General features: G+C 65.4%; 14 protein-coding genes. 10 read left to right on the top strand and 4 right to left on the bottom strand.

Annotated features, from left to right (window positions below; all coding sequences use genetic code 11):
- Positions 1-115: 115 nt before the first annotated feature.
- Entirely contained in the window at positions 116-748 is a 633-nt protein-coding gene (locus tag P9217_RS01305; protein WP_278086810.1) for a S24 family peptidase, read from the bottom strand.
- A gap of 80 nt (positions 749-828) precedes the next feature.
- Here P9217_RS01305 and P9217_RS01300 point away from each other — a divergent pair, with 80 nt between their 5' ends.
- The 6 genes from P9217_RS01300 (at position 829) to P9217_RS01275 (ending at position 4,493) form a co-directional block, all read left to right on the top strand.
- Positions 829-1,170 carry a hypothetical protein gene (locus P9217_RS01300; RefSeq protein WP_278088262.1) on the top strand — a complete coding sequence of 114 codons (342 nt, stop codon included), beginning with the start codon at positions 829-831 and terminating at the stop codon, positions 1,168-1,170.
- Entirely contained in the window at positions 1,167-1,478 is a 312-nt protein-coding gene (locus tag P9217_RS01295) for a hypothetical protein (RefSeq protein WP_278086811.1), read from the top strand. The genes P9217_RS01300 and P9217_RS01295 overlap by 4 nt, the downstream gene beginning before the upstream one ends.
- A 103-nt stretch (positions 1,479-1,581) precedes the next feature.
- Entirely contained in the window at positions 1,582-2,379 is a 798-nt protein-coding gene (locus P9217_RS01290; RefSeq protein WP_127246736.1) for a GcrA cell cycle regulator, read from the top strand.
- A 265-nt stretch (positions 2,380-2,644) separates the two neighbouring features.
- A complete protein-coding gene (locus P9217_RS01285; RefSeq protein ID WP_067322350.1) occupies positions 2,645-3,352 on the top strand; it encodes a hypothetical protein in 708 nt (235 codons plus the stop codon).
- Positions 3,273-3,614, top strand: coding sequence for a hypothetical protein (locus P9217_RS01280; protein WP_127326152.1), 342 nt, complete (start codon positions 3,273-3,275; stop codon positions 3,612-3,614). The genes P9217_RS01285 and P9217_RS01280 overlap by 80 nt, the downstream gene beginning before the upstream one ends.
- Positions 3,615-3,893: 279 nt before the next feature.
- Positions 3,894-4,493: a DUF6456 domain-containing protein gene (locus P9217_RS01275; protein WP_278086812.1), complete on the top strand. Its 600-nt coding sequence runs from the start codon at positions 3,894-3,896 to the stop codon at positions 4,491-4,493.
- Positions 4,494-5,376: 883 nt separating this feature from the next.
- On the opposite strand, the gene P9217_RS01270 is transcribed toward P9217_RS01275, so the two are convergent.
- Complete coding sequence (locus P9217_RS01270) at positions 5,377-6,642, bottom strand: DUF763 domain-containing protein (RefSeq protein ID WP_278086813.1); 1,266 nt, start codon at positions 6,640-6,642, stop codon at positions 5,377-5,379.
- A gap of 204 nt (positions 6,643-6,846) precedes the next feature.
- Positions 6,847-7,164: a hypothetical protein gene (locus P9217_RS01265; RefSeq protein WP_066999538.1), complete on the bottom strand. Its 318-nt coding sequence runs from the start codon at positions 7,162-7,164 to the stop codon at positions 6,847-6,849.
- 284 nt (positions 7,165-7,448) lie between these two features.
- On the opposite strand from P9217_RS01265, the gene P9217_RS01260 reads away from it, so the two are divergent.
- Positions 7,449-7,802 (top strand): cupin domain-containing protein, encoded by a 354-nt coding sequence (locus P9217_RS01260; RefSeq protein WP_127246740.1) that lies wholly within the window; start codon positions 7,449-7,451, stop codon positions 7,800-7,802.
- Between the two features lie 256 nt (positions 7,803-8,058).
- On the opposite strand, the gene P9217_RS01255 is transcribed toward P9217_RS01260, so the two are convergent.
- Positions 8,059-10,071 carry an acyltransferase family protein gene (locus P9217_RS01255; RefSeq protein WP_245322360.1) on the bottom strand — a complete coding sequence of 671 codons (2,013 nt, stop codon included), beginning with the start codon at positions 10,069-10,071 and terminating at the stop codon, positions 8,059-8,061.
- A 361-nt stretch (positions 10,072-10,432) separates the two neighbouring features.
- Here P9217_RS01255 and P9217_RS01250 point away from each other — a divergent pair, with 361 nt between their 5' ends.
- The 3 genes from P9217_RS01250 to P9217_RS01240 all read left to right on the top strand — a co-directional run bounded on the left by P9217_RS01250 (position 10,433) and on the right by P9217_RS01240 (position 14,545).
- The gene (locus tag P9217_RS01250; RefSeq protein WP_066999535.1) at positions 10,433-10,975 is read left to right on the top strand and encodes a hypothetical protein; all 543 of its coding nucleotides are present in this window, start codon (positions 10,433-10,435) and stop codon (positions 10,973-10,975) included.
- Between the two features lie 178 nt (positions 10,976-11,153).
- Positions 11,154-13,229 (top strand): AI-2E family transporter, encoded by a 2,076-nt coding sequence (locus P9217_RS01245; protein WP_278086814.1) that lies wholly within the window; start codon positions 11,154-11,156, stop codon positions 13,227-13,229.
- A 383-nt stretch (positions 13,230-13,612) separates the two neighbouring features.
- Positions 13,613-14,545 (top strand): hypothetical protein, encoded by a 933-nt coding sequence (locus P9217_RS01240; protein WP_066999480.1) that lies wholly within the window; start codon positions 13,613-13,615, stop codon positions 14,543-14,545.
- Positions 14,546-14,661: the final 116 nt, after the last annotated feature.

The raw sequence follows: 14,661 nt of genomic DNA, 5'->3' as shown, positions 1-14,661 counted from the left end.
ATTGCGAACGCTATCCTGTGTTCGCTCTCGGCCAAAGAACGCAACCCTCAAAGCCTGGCAACGCGACGTTCTTCTTGTTCTTCGTTGAGCGACGGTTTCTCAGCGAGATTGTCTCTCACATATCGATCATTGAGCGCTTGACCCGCCCGATGATGGTGATCGCGCCTTCGAGCTCCGGCGGCGGGATGTCGAGATAGGACGCCGGCTGGAAGGGCGGGGTGTCGTTCGGGCGGTAGCGCTTGTAGGTGGCGCGGCCGGTTTCGTCGGCGATCACATAGCAGCCATTGGTCACCAGCCGCTTGTCGCGCAGGTTGACGAAGATGATCGAATCCGGCGGCGAGATCTTGTTCATCGACGGTCCGTCGACGCGCAGCGCAATCCACTCGCCTTCCTCGAGATCGGCGGTGGGGATGGTCGGGTAGTCCGAAAGGTTGACCACGCTGTCCTGGCTGCCGAGTTCGCCGGCGCTGATCCACGATACGATCGGCACGTCGATGGTGATGGGCGAGGCGGCGAGGTGCACAGGCGCGGCTTCGACGCCGTCGGCGTCAAACAAGAGCCAGCCCGGGTCGACGCCGAACAGCCGGCCGTATTTCTCCGCCGCCTTGCGCGACAGCGGCCGGTTGCCGTTCTCATGGCTGATAAGCGTGTTCTTGTTGATTTCGCGCAAGGCCCGAGCGGCATCGCTGGGCGAGGCAAAGCCGGCCTGGGCGCGCGCCTGCTGCAATCTGTGCCGAGAATCCATCATCGTACAAAATGCCTGAAAATTATCGTCCAAATTGTACGATTTCGCTTGCGCGTCATTCGTACATAACGTACGCTTAGCGCATGAATGAGCCTACCGCAAGCGTTTCCGCATTCCCTGCGAGCATCTCCGCCGCGAATGTGCCGGGGCCGCCCACGAGCATCTCGGGGCTGCCAACGAGCATCTCGGGGCTGCCCACGAGCATATCGGGGCTAATTGATTCCTGGCAGAGTATCGGCGCCTTCGCCGCAGATGTCGGCTGCGGCTATGAAGCCGCCCGCCAGATGCGCCGTCGCGGACGCATCGCGCCGCAGCACTGGCCGCATGTGGTGGCCGCGAGCCGCAGGCGCGGCATTGCCGGTATCAGCTACGAATGGCTGGCGGGCCATCGCGCCGCTGCCGCCATGCAAGGGGAGGCGGCATGAACGCGCTTGCCTCGCCTGTCGAATTCCAATCGTCCGGGCCGTCCTCCTCCCCGGTCCGGACGCTTTCCGGGGCCTCTGCCCCGGATCCGGTCGAACCGCCCGCACCCCGGTTCACCGGAACGGCCGGAGCCGCTCCTCCCCCGGCTCCGGCCCCCAATTCGGGCCGGCTCGTCTCCTGCATCCGCACCGAGGACGGCACCGTCATCCTGTTCGACCGCAAGGCGGGCCTGGCGGTGTCGGGCCTGACCCGGGCCGCCGCCGAGGCGGCCCTTCTTCTCCTGCTTGGTGCGGCGCCCGGCGCCGCCTGATCCCAACCGTTTCCCTGACCTGACCAACGGCCCCGCGGCCGAACCCCGGCGCTTGGCCACATGCCGAGCGCTTCGCAACCCTTCGCAAGCAATGGAATGAGACATGGCTGCCGCCTACACCGAAAAGGAAATCGACGAGATCGCCGCCTGGCTGAAGGAGGGGCTATCGGCCTCCCGCATCGCCGGCCGCTTCAGCGCGCTGCGCGGCAGCCCGGTCTCGCGCAACGCTATTATCGGCATCGTGCACCGCAACGCCGGCCTTCGTGCCATCGGCTTCGCCAACCCGAAGGGTGGCCGCGCCGGCGGCAGGCCGCGGAAACATGCACGGCCGGACCGGCCGGGCCGGCGGGGCAGGGTGGCGGCTGGAGGTGTCACGCTCTCCGAGCCGGCAGCGCTTTCCAGGCATGCCGAACTGATTGAGGGCGCCGGCGCCGCAACTGCCAATCTCCCCCCTTGCGGGGGAGATGCCCGGCAGGGCAGAGGGGGGTGCTGTCCCGCCAACCTATCGGCTGTTGAGCTATCCACGGAGCCGGATGCCCGCACTCCCCCCAAACCCAAAAAATCCAAAGCCCGCAAACCGGCGCGCAGCATGCCGCCCGCCTGGCTTTCCCCCGGCACCCGCGAGAAATCCGACGTCCAGCTCTACAAGCTCCCCGCGCCGCCGCCCCCGGTAAACCCCGGCCGCCAGCCGCATGTCGCGGCGATGCGCTTCCTTGATTGCCTGTTCAAGCGCTGCCGCGCGCCGGTCGATCTCGCGTTGCGCGAGGAGGCGGACGAGGATCCCGTCGGCGCGCGGCCCGGTCCCGACATGCTCTGCTGCGGCCTGCCGACGTCGGCCACGCGCTCCTACTGCGCGCATCATCATGCGCGGTTTCACGGCCATCGCGGGAGGGGGATGTGAGAGTGGCAACAATGAAGGCGCCGGCGGCGGAGTGCTCAATCTCCCCCCTTGCGGGGGAGATGTCCGGCAGGACAGAGGGGGGTGTGAAGGAACGCCAGCCTCGCCAATCCTTTCAAGGTACGACAGCAGTACAATGGGCAAAGTGGAGGACAAGCAGAGCGGATAGGCTGGCGGGACAGCACCCCCCTCTGGCCTGCCGGCCATCTCCCCCGCAAGGGGGGAGATTAGCCACCTGCCGCTGCCCGGCCTCTCATCAGGCAATCCCATGAGCGGTACGACCTGGTCGAAGTTTTTCTGGTCGGATTGGGAGTCCGATCCAAATCTGCGCCTCTGCTCGCTGGCGGCCCAAGGCCTGTGGATGCGGATGCTCTGCATTGCCGCCGCGCACGAGCCGGTTGGCTATGTCGCCATCGCCGGCAAGGGGCTGGAGGAGGCGGCGCTCGCGCGCCTTGCCGGCTGCACAGAAATGGAGCTGGGATGCCTGCTTGCCGAGCTCGAGCAGAACCGCGTCTTCTCGCGAGACCGGCATGGCCGCATCTACTCCCGGCGCATGATCGCGGATGCGCGTAAGGCGCGCGTGGTGCGCCGCAACGGCCTCAAGGGCGGCAACCCAAGCCTTTCGAAAGAAAGGGCGTTTTCGCGCTTGGATAAGCGGCGGGTTAAGTCAGGGGATAAGGGGGAGGATAAGCCCCAGAGTCCAGAATCCAAGAATCCAGAATCCAACAATCCAATAGCCATAGATCCATCGGGAGAAAACGCCCTGGCGTTTTCTTCCCGGGCTGCCGCTCCGCGGCAAAAGAACGAGAAATTATTTTCGGGCCGTTCAGCCGGACAGAACTGGCATCGCCGCAAGACACATGTCGATGCCGCCAACGCCATCATCGAGGAGATCAATGACCGCAGCCGAATTGCAGCAGGCGGCGAAAGCGCTGGCCGCGATGTTCAGTTGCTTCCCGCAATCCGCGCTCGCTGATCCCGAGATGCAGCTGCGCGGCTATCTCGCAGCCGTGCAGGATGCCGAGCTTGCCGATGTGCAAGCCGCGATCCAGCGCTTCATCCGCGGCGAGGCGAAGGTCGACAACGCCCAGTTCTGCCCGTCCAGCGCCCAGCTTTCGATCGAGGTGCGGGAACGGCGGCTGATGCGGGAGCTGTTGGCGAAGCGGGCGCTCATTTCTTCGCCGCCGCGAAGTGGGGGGTCCGAAGGACGGGCGAGACCCGTGGTTCGCCCCGGCTAGTCGCGCGGCGCAGCCGCGACGGAGGGGGAGCCGACAATGATCGATATGCCGGCGGGACAGCGCCCCCCTCTGTCCTGCCGGACATCTCCCCCACAAGGGGGGAGATCAGACTTCGCCACCGCTTTCGCCAGCCTCCACCCTCGCAGGTCTGAGCGGGGGCGCCCAAGCTGCCAATCTCCCCCCAAGTGGGGGAGATGCCCGGCAGGGCAGAGGGGGGCGCGAAGGAACGCAGCCTCTCCCGTTGGCCACTCACACCACCCACCACAAAGGACACCGCCCATGCCCCGCAAAGCCGCCAAGAAACCGCAACCCCCGAAACTCCCCAAGGGCGAGGCCGAGCAGGTGCGCATCCGCCGCGAGATCGGCCATGACTTCGCGCTGAAGCCCGACGCCTTCGGCCGCCAGCGCCTCACCCCCGGCACGGCCGAGGCGCGCCGCGTCTACCAGGTGTCGAACGGTGGCTACACCTCAACCGGCGGCATCGTGCGCCTGCGCAATGTCGATCCGCTCACCGGCATCACCTCGCTCACCCGTCAGCAGCGCGAAGCCGGCCAGCGTTTTCGCGACGATTTCGAGCGCTCCGCCCGCGAGGGCCTGCAGCCGCAATCCTGGAGCGAGCGCGTCGACGGCGGCCGCGTCGGCGGCGGCGTGCCCGACCGCGTGCTCTCAGCCGGCCGCGCGCACGCCCACGCAGCGGCCGCGCTCGCCCACTGGGAGGTGGCGGAGGTGGTCCGAAAAATCTGCCTCGAAGGCCAGTCGGTGAAGGCCATCGCCGAACGCACCGGCGACGGCCGCGATGTGGTGGTCAAGCTGCTGAAGGTCGGGCTGGATTTGTTGGCGGTGCATTACGGGATGATGATGGGGAGGAAGGTAGGGTGAGGGGAAAGCGATGTGCCAAACTTGCGCCGGATCGAAAGCTGCTTATGTGACTATGCAACTGGAGTGACTGAATGCGTTTCATTAGACTTGTTTCCGGTTCAATGATGTTCATGATCGGCCGTCGCTGCAGTAATTGCGACCGTGTTTAACGCCCATCCTGTTCTCAACACCGCAATGTTGATGACACTGCTGTTTGTGCTTAAGGCGGCCTGGGGGCACCTGAAATCGAGCTGGCGATGACCGTTAATCCACTGATCTCCGGATTGAAGATGACCGGCCAGCCGACCACGACCACCTCGCTTCGCAGTGACCATCCAGTCTAGAAGAGGCGGATGCGATTTACTGGTTCCGTCGGCTTGGCTCGCGGGGCCTGCTGGTTGTCGAGGAAGGCGCCGATCCAGCAACACCCTACCAGCTTATGGTTGCAAAGCCTATGCCACTGGGGCAGACGGGGTGAGAGCCGACGCCGGCGAAAGTTTGAAGTGGCTGAAACTGGCCGCTGAAGCTGGAAGCAGGAGGCGGCTGCGGCTCTCTCCCAATCCCAGCACTGATTAAACCACGTGCCGAAGGACAAATTCACATTGTTATTCATTCCGACGATTCACTGCGAAGAGCGTATTGAAAGACGACCGCGCAAAAACTTCTGGCCTCGGCGCTGCCCCTGATCCGCCTGCCGGCACCTTCTCCCCGTATAGTGACGGGGAGAAGGGGATGGCCGCGACGCTGGCAGCTATTCCGCGACGTTGGCGGTTGGCGAAAGCGGCGGTGACAGCATCTTTCTCCCCGTCACTATACGGGGAGAAATGCCCGGCAGGGCAATGAGGGGCAGCGCCGATCGATGCGGTTATCTGCGCGCTTTGCGTGACGCCGTTTCAGCCGTGTCTCAAGCGCCTTTCTTCAGCGGCTTCGGGTCGCTGTCAGGTGGTGGTTCCCACCCAAACACGCTCCGTCCCCCCAGCAGATGAGACTGATCCATCTCGCCGGCGACGATCTCCTTCAGGCTCGGCCCCGTCACATAGCGCTCCATCCGACGTGATTCCCCGTCCAGCCGCTTGAGTGCCTGCAGCTCTTCCTCGCGCCCGAGTTTCGCCTTGCTCACCGCCGATTTCAGCACCGAGATCGTCTCGTCATAGACCTTCAGCGGCACGGGGAAGGGGTGGCGGTCCTTGCCGCCGTGGGCGAGCGAGAAGCGCGCCGGGTCGGAAAAGCGGCAGGGCGCGCCGTGCAACACTTCCGACACCATGGCGAGCGCGCGCACCGTGCGCGGGCCGACGCCGGGCACCAGCAGCAGTTCGGGAAAATCCTTCGGGCCGCTCTCGATCGCGGCGGCAATGTTGCCGTGCAGGCGGCGCATGACGATGTCGCTTTCGCGCACGTCGTGATGCGCGGGCATGACGAGGTTGGGGAGCAGCGGTTGCGCGGCCGGCTCGGGCGCTTCGGCTGGCTCCAGAACGGCAAGCTCGCTCAGGATCTTTTCCGGGCTCATCGTCTTCAGAAGCGCGATCTGCCCGTCGCGCGCTTTCTCGGCGCGGTGGTCGGTGAGGTTGACGATCTCGCCTTGGCGTTCGCCCTCGATCGCCGCATGCGGCTGGTCGACGAAGCTTTCCAGCCCCTCCGACAGCCAGTGGTAGCGGCGCGCCTGGCGGGCGTCGCCGTTCATGCCCTGCTGCACCACCACCCAGCGCCCGTCATCGCTGACGATGAAGCCGTGCAGGTAGAGGTCGTAGCCGTCCTGCACGGCGGCGCTGTCCACCTTGGCGACCAGCCGGCTGGCAGTGGCAAGAGCTTGGCCGTCGAGGCCGACATGGTCGCCGATCGCCATCAGCTCGCCCGGCGTCTTGCGCGAGTGTGCGCCGCGCCCGCCGCAGACATGGATGCCAAGCTCGCCGGCCATCGGATTGAGGCCCCGCTTCAGCGCGCCGATGACGGAAGTGGTGATGCCGGAAGAATGCCAGTCCATGCCCATCACGGCGCCGAAGGACTGGAACCAGAAGGGATGGGCGAGGCGCCGCAAAAGCTCGTCGCGGCCGTAATGGTGGACGATGGCTTCGCACAGCACCGCGCCCAGCTTCGTCATGCGATCGCCCAGCCATTTCGGAACCCGCCCGCCATGCAGCGGCAGGTCGGCGCTGCCGCTTCGCTGCGTCACTTTTGCTTTCCTTATGAATGCCGGCTTCTAGTTGGCATTTTGGCGGGAATTTGCAAGGCGGCGCAACCGCAGCCAATGTCGCCTGTCAGTAACGGCAAAACCCGAAACCAAGCCCTGAAGCGAAGTGGCGAGACCTCGACGACGTCGAGCGATGTCGACCGAACATCTCCCCTCGCCGAGGGGAGATGTCCGCTCGCTGGTCGGTCAGCGCCGGCAGATGCGGATCTTTTCGATGACGCGGTGGCCGTGGCGCCAGTGCTTCACGATCTTGATCCGGCAATGATCGCGATAATACCGGTTATGATAGCGCACCACATAACGCTCGCGATAGGGAGTGTAGTAGTCGTCATCGTAGACGTGTCGGTAATAGCGGTGAGGGTAATACCCGCCATAGTAGTCACCATAGTAATCGCCGTAGCTGGGGCCGACGCCGATGCCGAACTGAACGCTACCGGCACTCGCCGGCGCGATCGCAAACGCCGAGGCGATGGCGATCATCGAAGCAAGCAGAAGCTTTTTCATCGCTGCCTCCTTGAGGTCGATGGTTGCCCCTTCGAGGCACAAACGGTTTCGGGACGGGTGGTGTTCCGAGAAAGTTGGGCGGCGATCCTGGGCCCAGCAAGGAGCGAAGCGGCGCCGAAGCTGACGATCTTCGCCCTTGCGGGGAAGGTCACGCTTTTCTTCGCCCCGCTGTTTTCGATCTTCGGAGTCGCCATATCGCCACCTGCTGTCGCCGTGCAGCGCGTGCGCGCGCGGCGTCGTCGTCTATTGCCACGTCCAGCCAATCCCAACCGCAGGAGCCTGCCATGACCAAGCCCACCATCCTGAAATTCGGCCCCGTCGAGCATGGCGATGGCGGCGATCTGCCGGGCTGGATCGCGGTCGAGGGGGCGCCGACTATGCAGACGACCGTCCAGCACACCAGCGAGGACGGCAAGGTGATGTCCGGCACCTGGCGCGCTTCGCCCGGCACCTATCACGCCACCTACACCGACTATGAATTCGTCCACATGATCGCCGGCCGCATCCTCATCACGCCCGATGGCGGCGAGCCGGTCGAGGTCGGCCCCGGCGACGCCTTCGTGGTCGAAGCCGATTTCAAGGGCACCTGGAAGATCCTCGAGCCGGTGACCAAGCATTTTGTGGTTGTGGCGGAGTAAGCAGAAGCTGCTGATCTCCCCCCGTGCGGGGGATGTCTGGCAGGACAGACGGGTGTGAAGGAACGCCGACGCTCGCACGGTCGCAATCCTCGGGCTTGACCCGAGGATCCATGCCGTGACCTTCGGCGTGAAGCGCTACGGTGCAGAATTCTGTTACTGCTGCAACGCTTTAGCGTCACGGCATGGATCCTAGGGTCTGCGCGCGTCGCTTCGCTCCTTGCTCCGCCCTAGGATCACGAACGACAGGGGCGGCGCCCTACCTTCCCACCTTCGAGATCACGCGCCTTTCCACCTCCGGTTCCAGCGATTCCGCGAATGGGGTCGCCAGATGGTGCTGGTCGCGGAAGGCGAGCTGGCCGTCGATGAAGACGTGGCAGGTTGTGGCGTTGCAGAAGCGGTCGGTGAGGTCGACGTAAGTGGCATTGGGCACGCTGGTGACGATCTCGCGCTCGACCGCCGCCATCTGGTCGTTGGCGGCATAGGCGCGGCTCTGGTCGCAGAGCGATGGCGCCTTGTCGCGCCACAGCGCGCGCGACACGCAGGTGTCGATGTTCTCGTCGTTGAACGGCACGTCGCGGATGAAGGCGATCTTCAGCCCGGCCTTGCTCAAGCTGGTTAGTGTCGAGCGCAGGCCGGCCCGCCATACGGCGTCCGGCGTGTCCGGCTCGCCCTTGCCCGCCGCCATCTTGCGCGAGGAGGTCAGCGCCAGTTCGGAGATCACCACCAGCGAAGGCCTGGCCGCGATGATCTCCTTGATCGCCTGTTCGCGCCACTGGTCGCATTCGCGGTAGTCGCGGTTGAGCTTCGTGACAAAGTAGGAAAACCGTGAGGGCCGGCACGAGCTCTTCAGCCAGGTCTCGACGCGGTAGCCGTTCTTCTTTCCTGCCTCGATCAGCGGTGTCGACCAGTGATCGGCGTGCGAATCGCCGAACAGCGCGATCACGCGCTGGCCATTGCCGAACACGCAGGGTTTCGGCGTTACCGTGTCGTAGCCCTCGACGCAGGCCTTGGCGCGCGCGGTGGCCGGCTCGGCCGCACTTGCCGCGATCGCGCGCTGCTCGGGGTCCTCGGCGCGCACGGCAAGCGCTGCGTTGCCGTAGGCGGCTGCGACGCCGGTGCCGGTCAGGAGGAGGGCCGGCACCAGCGCCCGCGCCGCATTGGCCATAAGCCAGCCATTGCGGCGGATTGGATTCTCGATGAAATGGTAGCTCAGCGCAGAGAGCGCCAACGTCAGCCCGAGGCAGGCGAAGCGTTGCGCAAAAGTCAGCTCCTCGACCAGCATGCCGGCGTAGACGATCACCGGCCAGTGCCAGAGATAGAGCGAGTAGGAAACCTTTCCGATCCACTGCAAGGGCGGCAGCGCCAGGGCGGCATTTACGCAATTCGAGGAAAAGAGCCCCGCGGTTTTCCGTTCGAAATTGCGTGCAAGAATGCCGTCCCTGACGCCGGCCGCGCCCGCCAGCAAGAGAAGGACAGTACCGGCCACGGGCACGAGCGCCAGAAAACCGGGGAAGGGAGCCTCCTCGCTGAAGGTGAGGTAAGCGAAGGCAATGAGGACCAGCCCGCACAGGCTGAACGCCGTCCCGAGCCGCGGGCGGTTCTGGAGCAGCCATGCCGGCGCCATCGAAGCCAGCCCGCCGGCGGCGAATTCCCAGGCGCGCAGCGGCGAGAAGTAGAAGGCCCAGGGCTGCGAAATGGGGGTCAGCCAGGCGCAGACCGCGAAGGAGACCAGGCCGGCAATGCCGATCGCAAGCATGATCGTCCGCTTGCCGGGCTTCAGCCAGGCCGCCAGCATCAGCAGCGCCGGCCAGGCGAGGTAAAACTGCTCCTCCACCGACAGCGACCAGTAATGGATAAAGGGGTTGTTGGCGGCATCGCTGGCGAAATAGTCGAACGACCAGCGGATCAGCCACAGATTGATCATGTAGGCGGACGCGAACATCGCGCCCTTGGAATAGAGCGCCTGCTCCTCCGGCGACAGGATCAGCGTGCCGACGGCAAGCGTGGCGGCGATGACGAACAGCGCCACCGGCAGCAGCCGCCGCGCGCGTCGGGCATAAAAACGAAGGAGGTCGAGCCGGCCGGTGAGCGAAATCTCGCTGACCAGATGGCGGGTGATGAGGTAACCGGAGATGACGAAAAAGATGTCCACGCCGGCAAAGCCGCCGGGCAGGGCGGTGAAGCCGAAGTGGAAAGCGACAACGCCCGCCACGGCGAGCGCCCGCAACCCCTCAATATCGGGCCGGAAGTCCGGCGATGGTGCTGACACGAAGGCGAACCTCGCAACGGTCGTTCGTATCCCGCCTTGGGAAAGCCTCGCGCCTATGGGCTCATACCGCAATGCAACAAATCTAACGCAGTGCAACATAAAGGGAGGCGGCAGCAACGCCGGCGGCAGCCGACGCTTCGGCACGCCAGGGTCTGCGCGCCTCGTTTCGCCCAGGATGACGAAGGAGCTCAGCCGCCGGTTTCGCCAGCGTTCGAGAGCATGGAAGGACATTGGCGAACGCTAAAGGCAAATTGTCCGCCTGCAGGTAATCTGGTAGGATCAATGCACCGACGAACGGCTCTGGGACGCCGTGACGTCCGACATCATGCACAAAGACATCAACTCGAACCGGAGAACGGCCATGAAACGGCTTCTGACGGTCGCTGCGCTGTTGGCAGCGGGCAGTTTGATTGCGATGCAGGGCGCAGCTGCCGACGACGCTGCGCTGATCAAAAGCGCCGAGTCCGCCGCACCCGCCGCAGTGGCGAGTGGCGCTGCGGTCTACGCCATGGATGAAAAGGGGAACATGCGCACCCTGCGCGAGGGCAAGACCGGCTTCTGGTGCATGCCGGACAATCCGGCCTCGCCCGGTCCGGATCCGATGTGCGGCGATGCCAACTCGATGGAATGGGCGATGGCCTGGCTGGAAAAGAAGGAACCCCCCAAAGGCAAGGTCGGCTTCATGTATATGCTGTCCGGCGGCACCGACGGCAGCAATACCGATCCTTATGCGACGAAGCCCGAGGCAGGCAACAATTGGATCGAGACGGGGCCGCATGTGATGATCGTCAACGCGATGGACATGATGAAAGGCTATCCGACCGATGCCAAGCCCGACACGTCCAAGCCTTACGTGATGTGGCCGGGCACGCCCTACGCGCATCTCATGATCCCGGTAAAATAGCCGGGCACGAGCCTTCTGGTGCGGCGGCGAGCGCTTCAAATCTCCCCTTGTCCGCAAGGGGAGATTTGCATCAGCCGCTTCATCCTCCCTCCAACTGATCGCGCCTCGCAACCATCCTCCGATCCGCGCGTTGCACGCCGGCGAAAGCCAATCATGGCGGGCAGGGTGGAGACTCACGGTGGCGGATAATCGTCAGAACGGCACGCGCGAGCCGGAACCGGGGCTGGCGGGCCTGCTTGCTGCCTCGCGCAGCCATCCGCGCACGGCGCTGCCGACGGTCGCAACCGTCGTCGCGTCGGTTGCGGCGCTCTATTTCGGGCGCGAAGTGTTTTTGCCGATCGCAGTCGCGCTGCTGTTGACTTTCGCCATCGCGCCGCTCGTGTCGGCGTTGAAACGCGTCGGCATTCCGCGCCTGCCTGCCGTGATTGCCAGCGTTTTGGGCGCCTTTGCCGCGCTTGCGCTGTTCTCCTTCGTGGTGGCCACGCAGGTCAGCGACCTCGCCCAGAACATCCCCGTCTATCAGATCAACATCCTGACAAAGATCCGCGCGCTGAAGGAAAACGGGCTGGGCAACGGCATCATCTCGCGCTTGAGCGGCGTGATCGAGCGCGTCGGCCAGGAGTTCGAGCGCCAGGAGCCGCAACTGCCGTCCGCCGCCGAGACGCCGAAGCGCGATCCGATCCCGGTCGAGATCGTCGCGCAGGAAAGGCCGCTCGAAGTATTGCAAAAGGTCATAGAGCCGCTGCTCAGCCCGCTCGGCTCGGCCGGCCTTGTGGTCGTCGTCGTCATCTTCATGCTGATGGAGCGGGAGGACCTGCGCGACCGCTTCATCCGTCTCGTCGGCTATGGCGATCTCCACCGCACCACCCAGGCGCTGCAGGACGCCGGCAAGCGGGTCGGCCAGTATCTGTTGATGCAGCTGGTGGTGAACGTCATCTACGCCATCCCGATCACCATCGGCCTGTGGGTGCTGGGCATACCCAATGCGCTGCTTTGGGGCATGCTGGCGCTCGCCCTGCGCTTCGTTCCCTATATCGGGCCGATCATCGGCGCGCTGCTGCCGCTGTTCCTGGCGCTGGCGGTGGCGCCCGGCTGGTCGCTGCTTCTGTGGACCGGGGCACTGTTCATCGCCATGGAGCTGATCACCGGCAACGTCATCGAGCCATGGCTCTATGGCTCGCGCACCGGCCTCTCGCCGCTCGCCATCATCGTCGCGGCGATCTTCTGGACCTGGCTCTGGGGGCCGATCGGCCTGGTGCTGTCGACGCCGCTCACCGTCTGCCTCGTCGTCCTCGGCCGCCACGTTCCGCAGTTCGAGTTCCTCGACGTGCTGTTCGGCAATGAGCCGGTGCTCGAGCCTCATGCGCGTCTCTATCAGCGGCTGCTTGCCGCCGATCCGGACGAGGCGACCGACCACGCCGAGGAGATGCTCGAAGAAAAATACCTGTTCGAGTTCTACGACCAGGTGGCGATTCCGGCGCTGCTGCTTGGCGAGCAGGACCGCATGCGCGGCGTCATGGATGACGAACAGCGCAAACAGGTAGCGGCGAGCGCGCTGACGCTCGTCGCCAATCTGGACGCCAGCGCCCAGGAGGAAGCGGAGGAGGCGGAAGCCGAGGAGGAAGAGGACCAGCAGGCAGCCACTGCCTCGGCCGAGGCCTCGCCGGGCAAGGCAGCCTCAGCCAAGATCACCGCGGGCAAGGCTGCTGAAGGCAAGGCGAACGATCGGAAGGCCGGCGACGGCAAGGAGCCTCTATCCGAGGAGGTCGATCTTCCGGATGGCGTGGGCTTCTCCGTGCTTTGCGCCGGCGGGCGGGGCGAGCTCGACGACGCCGCCGCCGCTATGCTGGCGCAGGTGCTGGAGGTGCAGGGCGCCGAAGTGTCGAGAGCGAGTTTCATTGACCTCGAACCTGCCGGGATCCGCCGCCTCGACCTGAGCGGCGTCGATACGGTGGTGATCGGTTTCCTCAACCGCGACTCCACCAAGCACGCGCGCTTCATGGTGCGGCGGCTGAAGCGGCTGAAACCGCGTCTCAGGGTCGGCATCGTGTCCTGGTCGGAAATCGGCAACAGCGACGCCAAGGCCGCGGCCGAACTTGCCGCCGGGCTTAACGCCGATTTCGTCGCCCATGGCATGGTCAGCGCCGTGACGGGCGCCCTGTCGAGCGAGCCGCCGGTGATGCTGAAGCTTGCGCCGCAACGCCGGCCACGCCGCCGGCCGGCCCGCAAGAAGGAGCTGCAGGCGGCTGGATGAGGGAGGCGACTTTCCCCCTCAATTGACCGGCCCGAAGGCCCGCGCGAACCGCGCGGGCAGGCGCCGGCCCCGCCGGCGGCGCCACGCCCCAGCCCTCAGGCTGGCCGGGTGGCTGTCTGGTTCGGCCCTTGTCCGGCCGTTTCTGTTCTGCCTCGCCGATCCGGGCAGAAGCCCGGATCCTTCGGAGCGCGCTAGAAATGCAGGTCCAGTGCAGGCGGATGGCTTGGCCTGGATCGTCTTGCGGCGCTGATGCGGAGCCGGCGGGACGGCTTGCTTGCTCCTGGTTGCACTGCCCAGTGAGCTTGCGGCGGCCGTGAAAGCATGATCTTCGCTCGAACAAGAGGCCAATCCCGATTCTGTCGGGACGGAACAGGTGCAGCCGGATGGCACTGAACATCGCGCAGAAGTTACGACTGACTTCGGTCGTGCTGGGAACCGCCAGCCGCAAGGATCTGGCGGCGGCGTTCCGAGCGGTCAATCCGAAGACGGCTTTCGATATCGGCCGCGCCGACAAATGGCTGCAAGGCCGCGCCCAGCCTCGCGAGCACAGCGTCTACGAAGACTGGGCGAAAGTGCTGCGCCTCGAGCGACCCGGCGCCTGGATCGCCGAGAGCGATCTGCCGAGCTTCACGGCCGCGATCGCGGCCCGGCACGGCATCGACGCGACGGAGCTCGAACGCCGCGCCCACGCCCAGGCCGAGGCCTCGCCCGGGCATGACGACAAGGGCACCGGGCTGGCGCTTGCCGGGACCTATGCCTGCTATTCGCGCGCCTGGTCGCCTTACTATCGCGGCCAACTCATCAGGGGCCGCCTGTCGATCGAGGCCGGACCCGGCGCGCATGCGTTCACCGCCACATATCGCGAGACATTGCCGACCGGGCAGTTGCAGCTCGGCGGGCCGGTCACGCCGGCAAAGCGCAGCCTCTACCTACATCTGAAGGAGGTGGGCGGCGAAGCGCAGTTCTTCCTTTGCCTGTTCCCGCAGACGCAGCCGGTGAGCGTGCTCGGCGGCTATATGGTCGGCACCGCCATCATCGGCCCGGAGGCGCAGCCCTCGCTGACAAGAATCCTGCTGGTGCGCCTGCGCGATGCGCCAGCCGCCGAGCAATGGGGCGGGTACCTGCCGCCGGGCACCTCGATCGCCGCCGATCTCGCGAGCCTCGGCATCGTCATGGAGCACCCGGAAGCGGTCGACCGGCAGCTCGGCCAGTTCCTCAGTGCCGACAGCGACGGCGGCGTCAACCAAATCCCGCCGTCCGAGTATCGCGCCATCCTCGACGTGTTCGACCGCCATTGGCTGCAGCACGCGGGCTAGGAACGAACCTCAGCAGGCTCGATGTTGCCGGCTGACCACAGCCTGCCCGCATTCGGTTGCAGCCGGCTCGCTCTGCACGCATCTCACGAAAACGTTTTTTGACAAACGGCACTTCC

It is taken from the genome of Mesorhizobium sp. WSM4989, from assembly GCF_029625795.1.
GTDB lineage: Bacteria > Pseudomonadota > Alphaproteobacteria > Rhizobiales > Rhizobiaceae > Mesorhizobium.
Note: the sequence above shows the minus strand (reverse complement) of the source record. Positions and strands in the feature narration are given on the sequence as shown.

What these genes read in the sequence shown, in the direction of transcription:
- P9217_RS01305 (WP_278086810.1), bottom strand. Translation starts at nt 748, where the DNA reads ATGATGGATTCTCGGCACAGATTGCAGCAGGCGCGCGCCCAGGCCGGC.
- P9217_RS01300 (WP_278088262.1), top strand. Translation starts at nt 829, where the DNA reads ATGAATGAGCCTACCGCAAGCGTTTCCGCATTCCCTGCGAGCATCTCC.
- P9217_RS01295 (WP_278086811.1), top strand. Translation starts at nt 1,167, where the DNA reads ATGAACGCGCTTGCCTCGCCTGTCGAATTCCAATCGTCCGGGCCGTCC.
- P9217_RS01290 (WP_127246736.1), top strand. Translation starts at nt 1,582, where the DNA reads ATGGCTGCCGCCTACACCGAAAAGGAAATCGACGAGATCGCCGCCTGG.
- P9217_RS01285 (WP_067322350.1), top strand. Translation starts at nt 2,645, where the DNA reads ATGAGCGGTACGACCTGGTCGAAGTTTTTCTGGTCGGATTGGGAGTCC.
- P9217_RS01280 (WP_127326152.1), top strand. Translation starts at nt 3,273, where the DNA reads ATGACCGCAGCCGAATTGCAGCAGGCGGCGAAAGCGCTGGCCGCGATG.
- P9217_RS01275 (WP_278086812.1), top strand. Translation starts at nt 3,894, where the DNA reads ATGCCCCGCAAAGCCGCCAAGAAACCGCAACCCCCGAAACTCCCCAAG.
- P9217_RS01265 (WP_066999538.1), bottom strand. Translation starts at nt 7,164, where the DNA reads ATGAAAAAGCTTCTGCTTGCTTCGATGATCGCCATCGCCTCGGCGTTT.
- P9217_RS01260 (WP_127246740.1), top strand. Translation starts at nt 7,449, where the DNA reads ATGACCAAGCCCACCATCCTGAAATTCGGCCCCGTCGAGCATGGCGAT.
- P9217_RS01250 (WP_066999535.1), top strand. Translation starts at nt 10,433, where the DNA reads ATGAAACGGCTTCTGACGGTCGCTGCGCTGTTGGCAGCGGGCAGTTTG.
- P9217_RS01240 (WP_066999480.1), top strand. Translation starts at nt 13,613, where the DNA reads ATGGCACTGAACATCGCGCAGAAGTTACGACTGACTTCGGTCGTGCTG.